The organism is Gemella bergeri ATCC 700627 (assembly GCF_000469465.1).
Classification (GTDB): Bacteria; Bacillota; Bacilli; order Staphylococcales; family Gemellaceae; genus Gemella; species Gemella bergeri.
The window spans coordinates 11327-27164 of the sequence record NZ_KI271872.1 but is presented as its reverse complement, the minus strand read 5'-3'; the positions used below and the strand labels follow the sequence as shown (position 1 = coordinate 27164).

28 protein-coding genes are annotated in these 15838 nt (G+C 34.1%); 26 read left to right on the top strand and 2 right to left on the bottom strand.

Annotated elements, in window-relative coordinates:
* The 3 genes from HMPREF1983_RS06755 to HMPREF1983_RS06745 form a co-directional block, all read left to right on the top strand.
* The coding region (locus HMPREF1983_RS06755; RefSeq protein ID WP_021753562.1) for a MiiA motif-containing surface protein at positions 1-493 on the top strand (493 nt) is incomplete at its 5' end.
* Positions 494-810: 317 nt separating this feature from the next.
* On the top strand, positions 811-1512 hold the full coding sequence (gene pgeF / locus HMPREF1983_RS06750) for a peptidoglycan editing factor PgeF (protein ID WP_021753561.1): 702 nt from the start codon (positions 811-813) through the stop codon (positions 1510-1512).
* Positions 1513-1526: 14 nt separating this feature from the next.
* Entirely contained in the window at positions 1527-2054 is a 528-nt protein-coding gene (locus HMPREF1983_RS06745; RefSeq protein ID WP_021753560.1) for a hypothetical protein, read from the top strand.
* A gap of 78 nt (positions 2055-2132) precedes the next feature.
* On the opposite strand, the gene HMPREF1983_RS06740 is transcribed toward HMPREF1983_RS06745, so the two are convergent.
* Positions 2133-2654 (bottom strand): hypothetical protein, encoded by a 522-nt coding sequence (locus HMPREF1983_RS06740; RefSeq protein WP_021753559.1) that lies wholly within the window; start codon positions 2652-2654, stop codon positions 2133-2135.
* 94 nt (positions 2655-2748) lie between these two features.
* Here HMPREF1983_RS06740 and HMPREF1983_RS06735 point away from each other — a divergent pair, with 94 nt between their 5' ends.
* A complete protein-coding gene (locus HMPREF1983_RS06735; RefSeq protein ID WP_021753558.1) occupies positions 2749-3168 on the top strand; it encodes a hypothetical protein in 420 nt (139 codons plus the stop codon).
* A gap of 101 nt (positions 3169-3269) precedes the next feature.
* Here HMPREF1983_RS06735 and HMPREF1983_RS06730 read toward each other — a convergent pair whose 3' ends face one another.
* Entirely contained in the window at positions 3270-4658 is a 1389-nt protein-coding gene (locus tag HMPREF1983_RS06730) for a rhodanese-like domain-containing protein (RefSeq protein ID WP_021753557.1), read from the bottom strand.
* 560 nt (positions 4659-5218) lie between these two features.
* Between HMPREF1983_RS06730 and rpsJ the strand changes: the two genes are divergently transcribed.
* From rpsJ to secY, 22 genes are all read left to right on the top strand, one after another.
* The gene (rpsJ, locus tag HMPREF1983_RS06725; RefSeq protein ID WP_003147624.1) at positions 5219-5527 is read left to right on the top strand and encodes a 30S ribosomal protein S10; all 309 of its coding nucleotides are present in this window, start codon (positions 5219-5221) and stop codon (positions 5525-5527) included.
* 18 nt (positions 5528-5545) lie between these two features.
* Positions 5546-6208, top strand: a complete 663-nt coding sequence (gene rplC / locus HMPREF1983_RS06720) for a 50S ribosomal protein L3 (RefSeq protein ID WP_021753555.1) — start codon at positions 5546-5548, stop codon at positions 6206-6208.
* Between the two features lie 32 nt (positions 6209-6240).
* Positions 6241-6864 (top strand): 50S ribosomal protein L4, encoded by a 624-nt coding sequence (gene rplD, locus HMPREF1983_RS06715; protein ID WP_021753554.1) that lies wholly within the window; start codon positions 6241-6243, stop codon positions 6862-6864.
* Positions 6864-7145, top strand: coding sequence for a 50S ribosomal protein L23 (rplW, locus tag HMPREF1983_RS06710; protein WP_021753553.1), 282 nt, complete (start codon positions 6864-6866; stop codon positions 7143-7145). Before rplD ends, rplW begins: the two co-directional genes overlap by 1 nt.
* 39 nt (positions 7146-7184) lie before the next feature.
* Positions 7185-8015 carry a 50S ribosomal protein L2 gene (rplB, locus tag HMPREF1983_RS06705; protein ID WP_021753552.1) on the top strand — a complete coding sequence of 277 codons (831 nt, stop codon included), beginning with the start codon at positions 7185-7187 and terminating at the stop codon, positions 8013-8015.
* Between the two features lie 90 nt (positions 8016-8105).
* Entirely contained in the window at positions 8106-8384 is a 279-nt protein-coding gene (rpsS, locus tag HMPREF1983_RS06700; protein WP_021753551.1) for a 30S ribosomal protein S19, read from the top strand.
* Positions 8385-8424: 40 nt separating this feature from the next.
* A complete protein-coding gene (gene rplV / locus HMPREF1983_RS06695) occupies positions 8425-8760 on the top strand; it encodes a 50S ribosomal protein L22 (protein WP_021753550.1) in 336 nt (111 codons plus the stop codon).
* Between the two features lie 42 nt (positions 8761-8802).
* Positions 8803-9456, top strand: coding sequence for a 30S ribosomal protein S3 (gene rpsC / locus HMPREF1983_RS06690; RefSeq protein ID WP_021753549.1), 654 nt, complete (start codon positions 8803-8805; stop codon positions 9454-9456).
* 3 nt (positions 9457-9459) lie between these two features.
* The gene (gene rplP, locus HMPREF1983_RS06685; RefSeq protein WP_021753548.1) at positions 9460-9885 is read left to right on the top strand and encodes a 50S ribosomal protein L16; all 426 of its coding nucleotides are present in this window, start codon (positions 9460-9462) and stop codon (positions 9883-9885) included.
* Positions 9885-10094 (top strand): 50S ribosomal protein L29, encoded by a 210-nt coding sequence (gene rpmC, locus HMPREF1983_RS06680; protein ID WP_003147630.1) that lies wholly within the window; start codon positions 9885-9887, stop codon positions 10092-10094. Before rplP ends, rpmC begins: the two co-directional genes overlap by 1 nt.
* 14 nt (positions 10095-10108) lie before the next feature.
* Entirely contained in the window at positions 10109-10372 is a 264-nt protein-coding gene (gene rpsQ / locus HMPREF1983_RS06675) for a 30S ribosomal protein S17 (RefSeq protein WP_021753547.1), read from the top strand.
* A gap of 39 nt (positions 10373-10411) precedes the next feature.
* The gene (rplN, locus tag HMPREF1983_RS06670; RefSeq protein WP_021753546.1) at positions 10412-10780 is read left to right on the top strand and encodes a 50S ribosomal protein L14; all 369 of its coding nucleotides are present in this window, start codon (positions 10412-10414) and stop codon (positions 10778-10780) included.
* Between the two features lie 36 nt (positions 10781-10816).
* Positions 10817-11122, top strand: a complete 306-nt coding sequence (rplX, locus tag HMPREF1983_RS06665; RefSeq protein ID WP_021753545.1) for a 50S ribosomal protein L24 — start codon at positions 10817-10819, stop codon at positions 11120-11122.
* 32 nt (positions 11123-11154) lie between these two features.
* Complete coding sequence (gene rplE, locus HMPREF1983_RS06660) at positions 11155-11694, top strand: 50S ribosomal protein L5 (RefSeq protein WP_021753544.1); 540 nt, start codon at positions 11155-11157, stop codon at positions 11692-11694.
* A gap of 20 nt (positions 11695-11714) precedes the next feature.
* Positions 11715-11984, top strand: a complete 270-nt coding sequence (rpsN, locus tag HMPREF1983_RS06655; protein ID WP_021753543.1) for a 30S ribosomal protein S14 — start codon at positions 11715-11717, stop codon at positions 11982-11984.
* 29 nt (positions 11985-12013) lie between these two features.
* Positions 12014-12409: a 30S ribosomal protein S8 gene (rpsH, locus tag HMPREF1983_RS06650; RefSeq protein ID WP_021753542.1), complete on the top strand. Its 396-nt coding sequence runs from the start codon at positions 12014-12016 to the stop codon at positions 12407-12409.
* Between the two features lie 23 nt (positions 12410-12432).
* Positions 12433-12969, top strand: a complete 537-nt coding sequence (rplF, locus tag HMPREF1983_RS06645) for a 50S ribosomal protein L6 (RefSeq protein WP_021753541.1) — start codon at positions 12433-12435, stop codon at positions 12967-12969.
* 27 nt (positions 12970-12996) lie between these two features.
* Positions 12997-13353 carry a 50S ribosomal protein L18 gene (gene rplR, locus HMPREF1983_RS06640; RefSeq protein WP_021753540.1) on the top strand — a complete coding sequence of 119 codons (357 nt, stop codon included), beginning with the start codon at positions 12997-12999 and terminating at the stop codon, positions 13351-13353.
* A 21-nt stretch (positions 13354-13374) separates the two neighbouring features.
* The gene (rpsE, locus tag HMPREF1983_RS06635; RefSeq protein ID WP_021753539.1) at positions 13375-13872 is read left to right on the top strand and encodes a 30S ribosomal protein S5; all 498 of its coding nucleotides are present in this window, start codon (positions 13375-13377) and stop codon (positions 13870-13872) included.
* 15 nt (positions 13873-13887) lie between these two features.
* A complete protein-coding gene (gene rpmD, locus HMPREF1983_RS06630) occupies positions 13888-14064 on the top strand; it encodes a 50S ribosomal protein L30 (protein WP_021753538.1) in 177 nt (58 codons plus the stop codon).
* Between the two features lie 28 nt (positions 14065-14092).
* Positions 14093-14533 carry a 50S ribosomal protein L15 gene (gene rplO / locus HMPREF1983_RS06625; RefSeq protein WP_021753537.1) on the top strand — a complete coding sequence of 147 codons (441 nt, stop codon included), beginning with the start codon at positions 14093-14095 and terminating at the stop codon, positions 14531-14533.
* Entirely contained in the window at positions 14533-15837 is a 1305-nt protein-coding gene (secY, locus tag HMPREF1983_RS06620) for a preprotein translocase subunit SecY (RefSeq protein ID WP_021753536.1), read from the top strand. Before rplO ends, secY begins: the two co-directional genes overlap by 1 nt.
* Position 15838 lies beyond the last annotated feature (1 nt).

Below are 15838 nucleotides of genomic sequence, written 5' to 3'. Positions count from 1 at the left end.
AGTCAAAAAAGCAAATCCTACAGCAACAAATGTAGAAGTAGGAAAAGACGGAACAGCAACTGTGACATTCCCGGACGGCTCAACAGCACCAATAACCCCTGATAAAACAGTTAAGTTAGCGGATGCAAATAATGTACAAATCCCTGAAGTAACCCTTGTTAAAGATGCAAGTAACTTAACAGATGAGGAAAAAGCTAAAGTGACCGAAGCAGTGAAGAAAATGAATCCTACGGCAACAAAAGTAGAAGTAGGAAAAGACGGAACAACAACTGTGACATTCCCAGACGGAAGTACGGCAATAATCCCTGGTAAAAAATTAGTTAAACAACTACAAGGAAATAATGAAAATACAGGGTTAAGAAATGACGGAAGTGGATTAAAAGGATATTTGGCGTCAACAGGATTAGAAAGTCAAGCAACATTGAGTGGTTATGGCTTGGCAGGGTTAGCGTTATTAGCGTTAGTATTTAAACGTAAAAAAAATAATAAATAACCCCGTAGAAAAATAATTATCGTTGAGCATATCCAACGAGAACAGCTACTTAATAGATAATCGATTCTTTTGAAAATTGAATAATTCTAAAAATCTCAAGTAATAACTACAGCTTATTACTTGAGATTTTCCTTGTGGATAAAAGGGATATTTTCAATAAATAATTAACTGTGTTATAATTGTTAATAATAAGTAAAAGGTATAAATTTTACTTAGGAAAAAATAAAAATTAAAGATATTATAAAAGCTACTTTATTTAGGTAATAAGTAAGAATACATTTCAATAATATATAAAGTTATTAATAAAGGAGAAGTCAATGCAAGAGAACAATAATGCTTTTATATTTAATGACGATAATATAAATATAATTTTTACTAAACGACAAATTGATTCTAAAAATATAGATGATATGAAAAAAATATCAGCTGAATATAATTTTGATTTTGAAAATTTAGCATTTAATACTCAAGTTCACGGAGCAAGTGTAAGAAAAATAGAAAGTAAAGATGATTTAAAAAATAACGGTTTGGAAGCAGACGGGCTAATAACAAATTTGATAAAAATCCCACTTTTAATTTTCACCGCTGATTGTGTGCCGTTAGTTTTTTATGATAAAATAAGAAATGTTGTCGCTCTGGCACATGCCGGATGGCGTGGAACGTATAGTAATATTTCTCAGGAAATAATTTGTGCTATGGTTCAAGATTATAATTGCGATAAGAAAGATATAAAAGTTATTATAGGGCCTTCAATATCAAAAGAAAACTATGAAGTATCAAAAGAATTGGTAGATAAGTTTAGTGTTTTAAATGTAGCGGACTATTATGTAGAAAAAAACGGTAAGTATTATTTGGATTTGTGGCAGATAAATAAAGAGTTGTTAGTAAAAAGTGGAGTATTGGAGAAAAATATTATTTTTTCTAATTTATGCACGGTAAAAAACAATGATAAGTTCTTCTCTTATCGAAAAGACGAGGAAACATTGAAAAGAATAGGAACATTAATTCAAATAGATTAGCTAAAGGAGTTAATATGGAAAAAGATATACGTTTAGTAGAGCAGATAGCCACTTTTAAAAGATTACCAAAAAGTGATAACAGATGGCGAGTAGCATTTTATTACATTGCTAAAGAGCTATGGGAACTTGAAGAAATTTTTGTTGTTTTTGATAAAGAGTTATATAAAAAAGGTTTAAAAATCCCTGTTTTTAGGGAATATAACGAGGCGGAAGGTTTTCAATTATTTTCCAATTATTCCAAAGCGTGTAATTTTGTTCAAAAAAATAAAAATTTATTTGAAGTTGATGGGGAAAAATTAATCGGAAAAATTCGTCAAGGTGCTTTCAGAGAAGTTTTTGTTCCTTTTTTCTCGGAACAAAAGTTTAATTATATTTTAAATGAAGATGAAAGTTTATTTATTGATACTTTTACACGACTTCTTGCGGTTATGGAAGCAGATGAAAATTACATTGTTGATGAAGAGCAAGAAGCGATGTTAAAGGCTGGAAATATTCAGCAATTTTTTGCGGATATTTGCGATAAGTATATTGTTTTAGTGTAAAGTTATATCTCAATAGAATTAACAATAAAAATATATCAGCCCTTAAAACTCGGATAAGTTTTAAGGGCTGATATATTTTTACTTCTGTTTTAAATAGTTTACAGTATACGCAACAATAACAAGGAAAATTATAATATAAACCGTGTAATTTGTATAAGACGTGTTTTTAAGTACATTTACCAAAAAACTTTGGACTGTTATAGGTGTGCTTACTGCCAGAATAAAACCAAGAACTTTATCTTTATAAGTCAGAAGAACTAAACTGATAAAAATAAACAATGTCATTGCAAAAAATGTAATTCTCGGTATTTCTACAAAAAAGTTTTCTGGATTGGGTAACGGGTTATAGTAAAAAAAGATAATTCCAAGTAATACTAATATAAGCGTAATACCGTTACGCTCTTTTTCGTTTATTTTTAGGATGTCTTTAACTAAAAATAAATAACCTGCAACAAGCCAAAGGATAAATGTTAAAAGTGTTAAGCCGAAATTAGCAATATTTAGCTGCTTAGTTAAATCAAAATTCAGATTAAATGTATATAAAAAGAAAAAAGTCAGCACGAGAACACTTAGTGCTGTGAAGTAACGTTTGATGTTCATAGTTCCTCCGCTTTTGTTGTAATTGACTAGTGAATTTGTATAATCTATAATAGAAATTATATCATTAAAAAAACTTAAAAACAAGGAGAACTGAATGTTAAGAAAAATTCATTTTAAGAAATTTTATATTTTTATAGCGATACTGGAGATAATTTTAATAGCGGCTTTAATTGGCTGGAATTATTTTAAAGATCGTAAAATGGGTATGGTACGCCATATTATGCACAAAAATATTTATAAATTTCCAAAGGTATTAACAGAAAATAATATAAAACTTATGTTGGGTGTATTAATTTTATTTGTTATTATTCAGGTTATTTTAGTTATAGTTTATAAAAAATTTATTTTTTCATTGGTAATTAACATTATTTTAGTTATCGGTTCAGCGTATTATATTTTAACAAACAATGTGGACAGCGAGTTTATCTATTACTATATTGTTATATTTTGTGGTGGATTAAACACTCTTCGTTTTCTTCAATTTTTAACTTTAGATTTTAAAAAAGAAATATAACCTTGATTCGGTAAGGTTTTAAACGGTAAAAAAGAGAGAGTGACTTAAAAAATCGTGATTTTTTAAAACAAGATTTTATTAGTCTCTCTCTTTATTTTTAATTATTTATAATCATTTTTGGCATCAGGTTTTTGCCCTTTGTCTTTATTAATGTCTACAGGTAACGAGCCGTCAAGTTGCCAATCGTTCCAACCACCATCGTAGAAGTAGGTGTTAGCACGTCCGGTAAGTTGAGTCATAAACCATGGTACAGCATTACGCCAACCGGTACCGCAGTATAAGGCAATTTTATCTGTTTCGCTAATACCTTGACCTTTCCATAAATTATAAATTTCTTGCGGATTACGAAGTGTACCGTCCGGATCGTAATAGTCGCTTAGGTCGGCTTTGTTTTCTCCTGCAAAACCGAAAATTGCTCCTTGAGGTTCACCTGCTTTATCAATATAATCATAACCGCTGGTTTTTCCTAAGTATTCATCCCATGAGCGAATACTTACTAATTTAATTCCTTCATCTTTAACTTTTTGTGCCATTTCTTTAGCGCGAGATATATTGTATTCCGGATGAGCCGGTATTTTTGTACCGAAGTCCGTTTCTTCTTTAGGAGTATTAACATTAGTTTCCGTTTCGAAACCGGCATTTTTCCATGCTTTCAGTCCACCGTTCATTATGCGGACATCTTTTACACCTGCCCATTTCAACGCCCAATTTACACGAAACGCTGCTGAAGCATCATCTGAATATAAAATAACTGTTTTATCGGCAGTAATACCTTGTTTTAATAAATTTTTCTTGATTTCATCAGCCGAACGTAAGTTCCATACCGGGCCATCTTCTACCCAGTCTGTGTTAAAGTGATAAGCACCTTTAACATGTTCCTTATAGGCTACTGCTTTATCTCCCTCGCCCCAAGAAACTTCGAAAATGCTGTATTTGTCGTTGGTATAAGTTTCAGGTTTTTTATTGTCTTGAACGTCTTTGACCCATTTAGGGGAAACTAAGTTTTGGTATTCGGGATAACTAACTAATTTTTCTTTATTAGCATCATTATCTGCAAATTTTTTATAATCTTCAAATTTATAAACCTCATAACCTAAGTTTGCAAATTTATCTGCAACTTTGTTTAGATTATCTTTATTAGTATCATAAACGACAACTTTTTTATTTTTATCAATACCTTTATCACTAATAAATTTTCCCTCTTTATCTTTATTAACATTACCTATAAATGTTGCTGAATATTGAATAGAGTTTTTTAGGTGACCGCCGTTTTTAATATCATCAGTTTTAAATCCGTTGTAACTTTCGTCACTACGTGTATCAATAAATTGATAATCAGAGTTCCCTATATTTTTTGTGAAATCTTCTAAAGAAATAGATTTAATTTCCTTTTTTTGAGTTTGTGAAGAAGAGTTGTCCTTAGTAGAACATCCGCTAAGCACCAAACCTGCTGCTAAGAAAATTACTCCTGTTTTTTTAAAATCAATCATTATATTATTTGCGACAACCTGCCGCTTTCCTCCTTATATTTGTCCAATCTAATTATATACCATAATGTATTTTGTGTAAACAGTAATCTTTTTGTATTAGTACAATTACTTTAGAAAGGTTAATTAATGTTTGGAAAGTTATACTATAATTAACAAAGCGAAAAGTGTATAACTATTTTGTTGTGATATTAGAATAATTTTTAATTAAAATTATTTTTTATGAGATGAAGTGAAAATTATGGTTTTAGAAATTTTTTGGCTTATATTTTGATTAGATTTAATCTAATTTAAAATTATTTATTCTATTATAAATAAAGAATATTTAACTTAATAATTTGGGAAAACATATTCATGACTTTTTATTTATTTTTTTTCAATAAAATACTTGTAATGTAGCGGAATATCATGTATAATAGTGAATGTCGGTCTGAAGAGGACTTGCGTTGAAGCGAAAGGTTACTGACACGCCCGGCCGCTTTGCCATGGCATGGCGTGCTGGAGAACTTTCGTGGAGAAGTTGCTACTCGATAGCAGCGAATAAATGTATAGGAGGAGAAATGATGGCAAAACAAAAAATTCGTATTCGTTTAAAAGGATATGATCACAGATTAGTTGATCAAAGTGCAGAAAAAATTGTTGAAACTGCAAAACGTTCTGGTGCTAAAGTATCTGGGCCAATCCCGTTACCAACAGAAAAAGCAGTGTATACAATTTTACGTTCGGTTCACATTTATAAAGATAGCCGTGAACAATTTGAACAACGTACACACAAACGCCTAATCGATATTATTGAACCAACACAAAAAACAGTTGATGCTTTAATTAGCTTAAACTTACCATCAGGTGTTGACATCGAATTAAAATTATAATATAGGAGGTGACTTTCGATGACCAAAGGTATCTTAGGAAGAAAAGTAGGTATGACTCAAATCTTCGCTGAAAACGGAGAATTAATTCCGGTAACAGTAGTTGAAGCGAAAGGGAACGTCGTTCTACAAAAGAAAACAGAAGAAGTTGAAGGATACAATGCAATCCAATTAGGATTCGACGATAAACGTCCTTACGATAAAGAACGTAAAGATCGTTTAGTAAAAGTTGCGAATAAACCTGAACAAGGTCACGCAGATAAAGCTAACACTGCACCAAAACGATTCATTAGAGAAATCAGAGATGTAGAAGTTGCTAGTTATGAAGTAGGTCAAGAAGTCCAAGTTGATATTTTTGCAGCAGGGGACTTAGTTGACGTAACAGGAGTAAGTAAAGGTAAAGGATTCCAAGGGGCAATTAAACGCCACGGACAAAGTCGTGGACCAATGGCTCACGGTTCTCGTTACCACCGTCGTCCTGGATCAATGGGACCTGTAGCACCTAACCGTGTATTTAAAGGTAAAGCACTGCCGGGACAAATGGGTGGAGTTACAGTTACAACTCAAAACTTAGAAATAGTAAGCGTAGACGTAGAAAATGGATTAATCTTAATTAAAGGTTGTATTCCGGGTTCTAAAAAAAGCTTCGTAAAAATCCAATCAGCAGTTAAATCTGGTAAATAATCGGAAAATATACGGAAGGAGGAAATTAGAAAATGCCACAATTAGATTTATTTAAACAAGACGGTACTAAAGTCGGTGCAGTAGAAGCTAATGATGCAGTATTCGGAATTGAACCTAATCAACACGTTTTATTCCAAGCGGTAACATTACAACGTGCATCACTTCGTCAAGGTACACACAAAACAAAAGGACGTTCTGAAGTTTCAGGTGGTGGTCGCAAACCATGGCGTCAAAAAGGGACAGGTCGTGCTCGTCAAGGATCTATCCGTTCACCACAATGGCGTGGAGGTGGTACAGTATTTGGGCCTACACCACGTAGTTACAGCTTTAAAATGCCTAAAAAAATGCGTCGTTTAGCATTGCGTTCTGCTTTATCTTCTAAAGTAGCGGCTAACGAAGTGTTTGCATTAGAAACATTAGCATTTGATACAATTAAAACTAAAAACTTTAAAACAATGTTGACAAACTTAAACTTAGATAAAAAAGTATTGTTCGTAGTTTCAGAATTTGAAGAAAATACAGTATTATCAGGAAGAAATATTCCGGGGGTTGAATTCGTAGAAACAACCGGTCTTAATGTATTAGACATCTTAGGAAGTAATAAAGTAGTCTTCACTAAAGATGCACTAGAAAAAGTTGGGGAGGTATTAGCATAATGGATGCACGCGATATTATCAAACGCCCAGTATTAACTGAAAAAAGTTATTTATTAATGCAAGAAAATAAATACACTTTCCTAGTAGACACACGTGCTCACAAAACTCAAATTAAACAAGCTATCGAAGAAATCTTCGGTGTTAAAGTTGAGAAAGTGAACGTAATGAACTACAAACCGAAATTCCGTCGTGTCGGAAGATACGGTGGATATACTAACAAAAGAAGAAAAGCTATCGTTAAGTTAGCTAAAGGACAAACAATCGAAGGATTATTCGCATAAGAATAAATTCCATATACCACTAAGGAGGAACAATGACAAATGGCTATTAAAGTATATAAAGCTATTACTAATGGGCGTCGTAATATGACATCATTAGATTTTGCAGAAATTACAACAAGCAAACCAGAAAAGTCATTATTAGCGCCGCTACCGAAAAAAGCGGGAAGAAATAACCAAGGTAAAATTACTGTACGTCACCACGGTGGCGGTCACAAAAGACAATACCGTATTATTGACTTCAAGAGAAATAAAGACAACGTACCTGCAAAAGTTGCCACAATTGAGTACGATCCGAACCGTTCAGCGAATATCGCTTTACTACACTATGCAGATGGTGAAAAACGTTACATCATCGCTCCTAAAGAATTACAGGTAGGACAAGTAGTAATATCAGGGGTTGAAGCTGACATCAAAATAGGTAATACATTACCATTATCAAATATCCCGGTAGGGACATTAATTCACAATATTGAACTTAAACCCGGAAAAGGTGGACAATTAGTACGTTCAGCCGGAGCAAGTGCTCAAGTGCTTGGTAAAGAAGGTAAATACGTATTAGTACGTCTTAAATCAGGGGAAGTAAGAATGATTTTAGCAACTTGCCGTGCTACAATCGGAGAAGTTGGTAATGAACAACATGGATTGGTAAATATCGGTAAAGCCGGTAGAACTCGTTGGTTAGGTAAAAGACCTACTGTACGTGGATCTGTTATGAACCCGAACGATCACCCGCATGGTGGTGGTGAAGGACGTACTTCAATCGGACGTAAATCACCTATGTCACCATGGGGTAAACCTACACTTGGTAAGAAAACTCGTTCTAAAAAAGCTCGTTCAAACAAATTTATCGTACGTGCTAGAACTAAATAATAAAGCATATAGAAGGTTAGGTGGTGAGGAGCAAAAGCTCTTTACCAAAAACCTGATGATAACGCAAAGTATCAGAAAGGAGATAACACAATGGCTCGTAGTTTAAAAAAAGGACCATTCGCTGATCACCACTTATTGGCAAAAGTTGAAAAAATGAACGGACAAGAGAAAAAACAAGTAATTAAAACTTGGTCACGTCGTTCAACAATTTTCCCATCATTTATCGGAATTACTTTTGCAGTATATGACGGAAGAAAACACGTTCCTGTTTACGTGACTGAAGATATGGTAGGACACAAACTTGGTGAATTTGCACCAACAAGAACTTACAAAGGTCACGCAGCAGATGACAGAAAAACAAGAAGATAATAATTTATAGAAATTTTTAACAACATAAGGAGGCACATTCATGGAGTCAAAAGCAATCGCTAAGACAGTCCGCATCGCTCCACGTAAAGTAAGATTGGTATTAGACCTAGTACGTGGTAAAAAAGTGGGCGAAGCATTAGGAATTTTAGAATTCACAACTAAAGCAGCTTCACTACCAGTAGCTAAAGTAATTAAATCAGCTGCTGCAAACGCTGAACATAACTATGGAATGAATGTAGAAGACTTAGTAGTATCACAAGCATTTGCAAATGAAGGACCGACACTTAAACGTTTCCGTCCAAGAGCAAAAGGTGCTGCAAGTTCAATCAATAAAAGAACAAGTCACATCACTATCGTATTAAGTGACAATAAATAATTAAAATTAATAAGCTAAACTAGTAAAAGGAGGCTACAAACTGTGGGTCAAAAAGTACATCCAATAGGCTTACGTGTCGGAGTAATTCGTGATTGGGATTCAAAATGGTATGCAGAAAAAGATTTCGCTACTAACTTACACGAAGACTTTAAAGTTCGTGAGTTCATCAGTAAAAAATTAAAAGATGCTTCAGTTTCTAAAGTTGAAATTGAAAGATTTGATAAGAAAGTAAATATTTCAGTACACACCGGTAAACCGGGGATGGTAATTGGTAAAGGTGGATCTGAAATTGATAAATTAAGATTAGAATTAAATAAACTAACAGGCAAAAGAGTACACATTAATGTAGTTGAAATCAAAAAAGTTGATATCGATGCAAAATTAGTAGCTGAAAATATTGCCCGTCAATTAGAAGCGCGTGTATCATTCCGTCGTGCTCAAAAACAAGCTATCCAAAGAGCTATGAGAGCAGGAGCAAAAGGAATTAAAACTCAAGTATCAGGTCGTCTTGGTGGAGCTGATATTGCTCGTGCAGAACACTATTCAGAAGGGTCAGTGCCACTACACACACTAAGAGCGGATATTGATTATGCTCATGAAGAAGCAGATACAACTTATGGTAAACTTGGAGTTAAAGTTTGGATTAACCGTGGTGAAGTATTACCAGCTAAAAAATCTGAAAAAGGAGGTAACTAATTTATGTTAATGCCTAAACGTGTTAAATATCGTCGTCAACATAGACAATCAACAAAAGGTAAATCTAAAGGCGGAAATGTAGTAGACTTTGGTGAATTCGGTTTACAAGCAACTACTGCATCACGAGTTACTTCTCGCCAAATTGAATCAGCACGTATTGCGATGACTCGTTATATGAAACGTGGTGGTAAAGTATGGATTAAAATCTTCCCTCACATGCCTTATACTAAAAAACCTTTAGAAGTTCGTATGGGATCTGGTAAAGGTGCAGTAGAAGGATGGGTTGCAATAGTTAAACCAGGTAGAGTGATGTTTGAAGTTGCTGGAGTAAGTGAAGAAGTTGCACGTGAAGCTCTAAGACTTGCATCTCATAAGTTACCTGTTAAATGTAAATTTGTAAAACGTGAAGAAACAGGTGGTGAAGCATAATGAAAACAAATGAATTCAAATCTATGATTAGAGAATTAACTTCACAAGAGTTAGAAGCAAAAATCAAAGAATTAAAAGAAGAGCTTTTCAACTTACGCTTCCAATTGGCAACAGGTCAATTAGAAAATACAGCTCGTATTAGTCAAGTTAGAAAATCAATCGCTCGTATGAAAACTGTTATTCGCGAAAGAGAATTAGCGAATAAATAATATAGGAGGCAAACATGACTGAGAGAAACGATAGAAAAGTTTACGTTGGAAAAGTAGTTTCTGATAAAATGGATAAAACTATTACTGTTTTAGTAGAAACATACAAAAAACATCCTTTATACGGTAAACGTGTAAAATATTCTAAAAAATTTAAAGCACATGATGAAAATAATGTAGCAAAAATAAACGATATTGTTAAAATAATGGAAACTCGTCCATTATCTGCAACTAAACACTTCCGCTTGGTAGAAGTAGTAGAAGAAGCAGTTATTATTTAAGAAAACTAGGATAAACCCTAAGAAGGAGGCAAAAAGCGCATGATTCAACAAGAAACACGCTTAAAAGTGGCTGATAACTCAGGAGCTAAAGAAGTTTTAACAATCAAAGTTCTAGGTGGTTCAGGGCGTAAAGTTGCTAACATCGGTGACGTAATTGTATGCTCTGTTAAGAAAGCAACACCAGGTGGAGTTGTTAAAAAAGGTGATGTAGTTAAAGCTGTAATCGTTCGTACAAAAACAGGAGCTCGTCGTAATGACGGTTCATATATTAAATTTGATGAAAATGCTTGTGTAATTATCCGTGATGATAAGAGCCCACGTGGTACACGTATTTTCGGACCAGTTGCACGTGAGTTAAGAGACGGTAACTACATGAAAATCGTATCACTAGCTCCAGAAGTATTATAATAATACAAGTACAATAAAGAAGGAGGCTAGCAAGAAATGTTCATTAAAAAAGGTGATAAAGTTGTAGTTATTACTGGTAAAGACAAAGGTAAAGTCGGTACGGTAATTGAAGCGCAACCTAAAAAAGATCGTGTAGTTGTTGAAGGTGTTAACATTATTAAAAAACACGTTAAAAATTCTCAAGATGCTCCACAAGGTGGAATCGTTGAAAAAGAAGCAGCAATTCACGTATCAAACGTAATGTTACAAGACCCTGAAACAGGAAAACCGACACGTGTAGGTTTTGAAACTAGAGATGGTAAAAAAGTTCGTATCTCTAAAAAATCAGGAAAAGAAATATAATTAATAGTTGAAGAAAGGAGGCACTATTTTAGATGGCTCGTTTAGAAGAAAAATTTAAAACTGAGATAACAAAAGAATTAATGACAAAATTTGAGTACAAAAGTGTAATGCAAGTACCAAAAATTGAAAAAATAGTAATTAACATGGGTGTGGGAGATGCAGTTCAAAACTCTAAAGCCCTAGATAACGCGGTAGCTGAATTAGCTTTAATTTCTGGTCAAAAACCATTGATTACAAGAGCTAAAAAATCAATCGCTACTTACAGACTACGTGAAGGTATGCCAATCGGCGCAAAAGTTACTTTGCGTGGAGAAAGAATGTATGAATTCTTTGATAAATTAGTAACAGTTGCATTACCACGTGTACGTGATTTTCACGGTGTTTCTAAAAAAGCATTTGACGGTCGTGGTAACTACACATTAGGTATAAAAGAACAATTAATTTTCCCAGAGATTGATTACGATAAAGTAAGTAAAGTACGTGGTATGGACATCGTAGTAGTAACAACAGCAAACACAGATGAGGAAGCTCGTGAGTTACTAACACTATGTGGTATGCCGTTTGCAAAATAAGAAAGGTGAGGTAGTAATACATGGCTAAAAAAGCAATGGTAGAACGTGAACTTAAACGCCAAAAATTAGTTGATAAATATGCAGCTAAAAGAGCGGAACTTAAAGCTAAAGGTGATTACATCGGACTTAGCAAACTTCCTAAAAACTCAGCACCAGCTAGACTGCACAATCGTTGCAGCATAACTGGACGTCCTCACGGATACATTGGAAAATTCGGTATCAGCCGTATTAAATTCCGTGAATTAGCTTACAAAGGACAAATTCCTGGAGTTAAAAAATCAAGTTGGTAATATAGTAGAAGAAAGGAGGATTTATCCTAATGACAATGACAGATCCTATCGCAGATATGCTAACACGTATTCGTAATGCCAATATGGTAAAACACGAAACATTAGAAGTACCTGCGTCAAACATTAAAAAGCAAATTGCAGAAATATTAAAAGAAGAAGGGTTTATCAAAGATGTAGAGTACATCGAAGATAACAAACAAGGAATTATCAAAATTTCTCTTAAATACGCTAAAGGTGAAAGAGTAATTAAAGGAATTAAAAGAATTTCAAAACCTGGTCTACGTGTTTATGCTAAAGCAAATGAATTGCCAAAAGTATTAAACGGATTGGGAATTGCAATCGTATCAACTTCAAATGGAGTTGTAACTGATAAAGTTGCACGTAAAAACAATACAGGTGGAGAAGTATTAGCTTACATCTGGTAATATTATAAGGAGGTGCCAATTAAATGTCACGTATAGGTAATAAAGTTATTACAATACCTGCAGGGGTTGAAGTTAACATCGCTGATAACTTCGCAACAGTAAAAGGACCTAAAGGTGAATTAAAACAACAATTTGACAAAGAAATTACTTTCAACATTGAAGGAAATGAAATTACAGTAGTACGTCCATCTGATTCAAAACGTCACCGTACAATTCACGGTACAACACGTGCTATCTTAGCAAATATGGTAGAAGGTGTATCAACAGGATTTAAAAAAGAACTTGAATTAATCGGGGTTGGGTATCGTGCTCAAATGCAAGGTAAAAAATTAGTGCTAAGCGTCGGTTATTCACATCCGGTTGAATTTGAAGAAATTGATGGAATCAAATTAGGTGTTGAAGGAAACACTAAAGTTAGTATCGAAGGTATTAACAAAGAAGTAGTAGGACAATATGCAGCAAAAGTTCGTGCAGTACGTCCGCCAGAACCTTATAAAGGTAAAGGTATTCGCTATGTTGGTGAATATGTACGCCGTAAAGAAGGAAAAACTGGTAAATAATAGATAACAGAAAGGAGTGTTTCAAATATGATTACGAAACTTGACAAAAATAAAGTTCGTAAAAAAAGACACGCAAGAGTACGTGTTAAAGTTCAAGGGACTACTGAAGTACCGCGTTTAAACGTTTATCGTTCAAATACAAATATTTATGCACAAATTATTGATGACACTAAAGGTGTTACACTAGCTCAAGCATCTTCATTAAAACTTGAAAATGTATCAAAATCAAGTGTTGAAGCAGCTAAAGAAGTTGGGAAACTAATCGCAGAAGTAGCAAAACAAAATGGAATTACAAAAGTTGTTTTCGACCGTGGAGGATATTTATATCACGGACGTGTTAAAGCATTAGCTGAAGCAGCACGTGAAAACGGACTTGTATTCTAATAAAGGAGGGAAATATACAAGATGCGTCAAGAAGAAATCAAAAAAGAATTTGAAGAACGCGTAGTTGCCGTTCGTCGTGTAGCTAAAGTTGTTAAAGGTGGACGTCGTTTTCGTTTCTCTGCTTTAGTAGTAGTAGGTGACAAGAATGGTCGTGTAGGATTTGGTACCGGTAAAGCTCAAGAAGTACCGGATGCAATCAAAAAAGCGGTGGAAGCTGCAAAACATAATTTAATTACCGTACCGGTAGTTAACGGAACTATTCCGCACGAAATTATCGGACAGTTCGGTGCAGGGTCAGTATTAATTAAACCGGCAGCTCCAGGTACAGGGGTTATCGCAGGTGGACCGGTACGTGCCGTATTAGAATTATCAGGTATTTCAAATATCTTATCTAAATCTTTAGGTTCTAATACTCCGATTAACATGGTACGTGCAACAGTTGATGGCTTAACAAGATTACAAACAGTAGAACACGTTGCAAATTTACGTGGTAAATCTGTAGAAGAATTATTAGGATAAGAGGAGGGATAGAACATGACATTAAAAGTAACCCTAACTCGTAGTATAATTGGTCGTCCGAAGAATCAAAAAAAAGTTGTAGAAGCTCTAGGTCTAAAAAAAATGCACCAAACAGTAGAACATAAAGACAACGCTGCGATTCGCGGTATGATTAATAAAGTTTCACACTTAGTAACAGTAGAAGAAAAATAATTATTAATACAAGGAGGTGCTAGTCTAAATGAAATTACATGAATTACAACCGGTTGAAGGTTCTCGTAAAGAACGTAACAGAGTAGGTCGTGGGATTGGATCAGGAAACGGAAAAACAAGTGGTCGTGGTCAAAAAGGACAAAAAGCACGTAGTGGCGGCGGAGTTCGCCCAGGATTTGAAGGTGGACAAAACCCACTATTCAGACGTATTCCAAAACGTGGATTTAACAACGTAAACAGAAAAGATTATGCAGTTGTAAATCTAAAAGATTTGAATAAATTCGAAGATGGTACTGTAGTATCACCTGCTCTATTATTGGAAACAAAAGTAATCAAAAAAGAACTTTCAGGTGTTAAAGTATTAGCTAACGGTAAATTGGAAAGAAAATTAACCGTTCAAGCACATAAATTTTCATCTTCAGCCAAAGAAGCTATTGAAGCAGCTGGAGGAGTCTGCGAGGTGCTATAATGTTTAATGCAGCACTTAATTTATTTCGAGTTAAAGAAACTCGTAAGAAAATATTATTTACCTTATTTGGTATACTTTTATTCCGTATTGGTTCGTTCTTACCAATACCGGGTGTAGATGCAGATGTTCTTAAAAATCAAGATGCGTCTGGTCTATTCGGAATTTTTAATACATTTGCAGGCGGAGCGTTACAACAGTTTTCTGTATTTGCTATGGGTATCATGCCTTACATCACAGCATCTATTGTAATTCAACTTATGCAAATGGACGTTATTCCTACATTAACCGAATGGTCAAAACAAGGTGAAGTAGGACAGAAAAAAACTCAAAAGGTAACAAGAATCTTAGCAATCGTTTTAGCCTTTATTCAATCGCTTATTATGTCTTATGGATTTAATAATGCGTATAAAGGATTAATTAAAGACACATCAATTATAGGATTTATAACAGTAGCTTTAGTATTAACAGCAGGGACTGCATTATTACTATGGTTAGGTGATCAAATTTCTCAATATGGTGTAGGTAACGGTGTTTCAATTATCATTTTAGCAGGAATTATTGCTCGTATGCCGACGGAGTTTGTTCAAATTTATGAATCGCAAATTAAAGATGCTGAGAATCTTACTCTTGCAATTTTGAAAATTGTGATAGTTGCATTGATAGTTATTTTAATAGTAGCGGCGGTTGTTTATATCCAAGAAGCTATTCGTAAAATCCCTATTCAATATTCACAAGCAAGAGCAGGGCGTAGAATGTTAGGTGCAAGATCAACTTACTTGCCGTTGAAAGTAAATAGTGCAGGGGTTATTCCGGTAATCTTCGCTATTGCATTTTTACAATTACCTAGAACAATAGCAATCTTCGCTCCAAATAATGAGAAACTACAAAAAGTAGTAGCATACTTTGATTTCAGTCATTGGTTAGGTTTAACATTATATGTAGCATTGATTATTGCGTTCTGTTACTTCTACGTAATGGTTCAAGTTAACCCTGAAAAAATGGCGGATAATTTAAGAAAACAAGGAAGTTTTGTTCCAGGGGTTAGACCGGGTAAAAAAACTGAACTATACATTACAGGTATTTTATATAGATTAACATTTGTAGGTTCAATATTCCTAGCAGCTGTTTCGGTTCTTCCAACAATATTCACTAATTTAGCTAAATTACCAGCTTCTGTTCATATCGGTGGAACAAGTTTAATAATTGTTGTCAGTGTAGCACTAGAAACAGTTAAGCAACTTAGTACACAATTAACAGAAAGAAATTACAGAAGTTTTATTACAGGAAGAAAAGGTGGTAAATAAA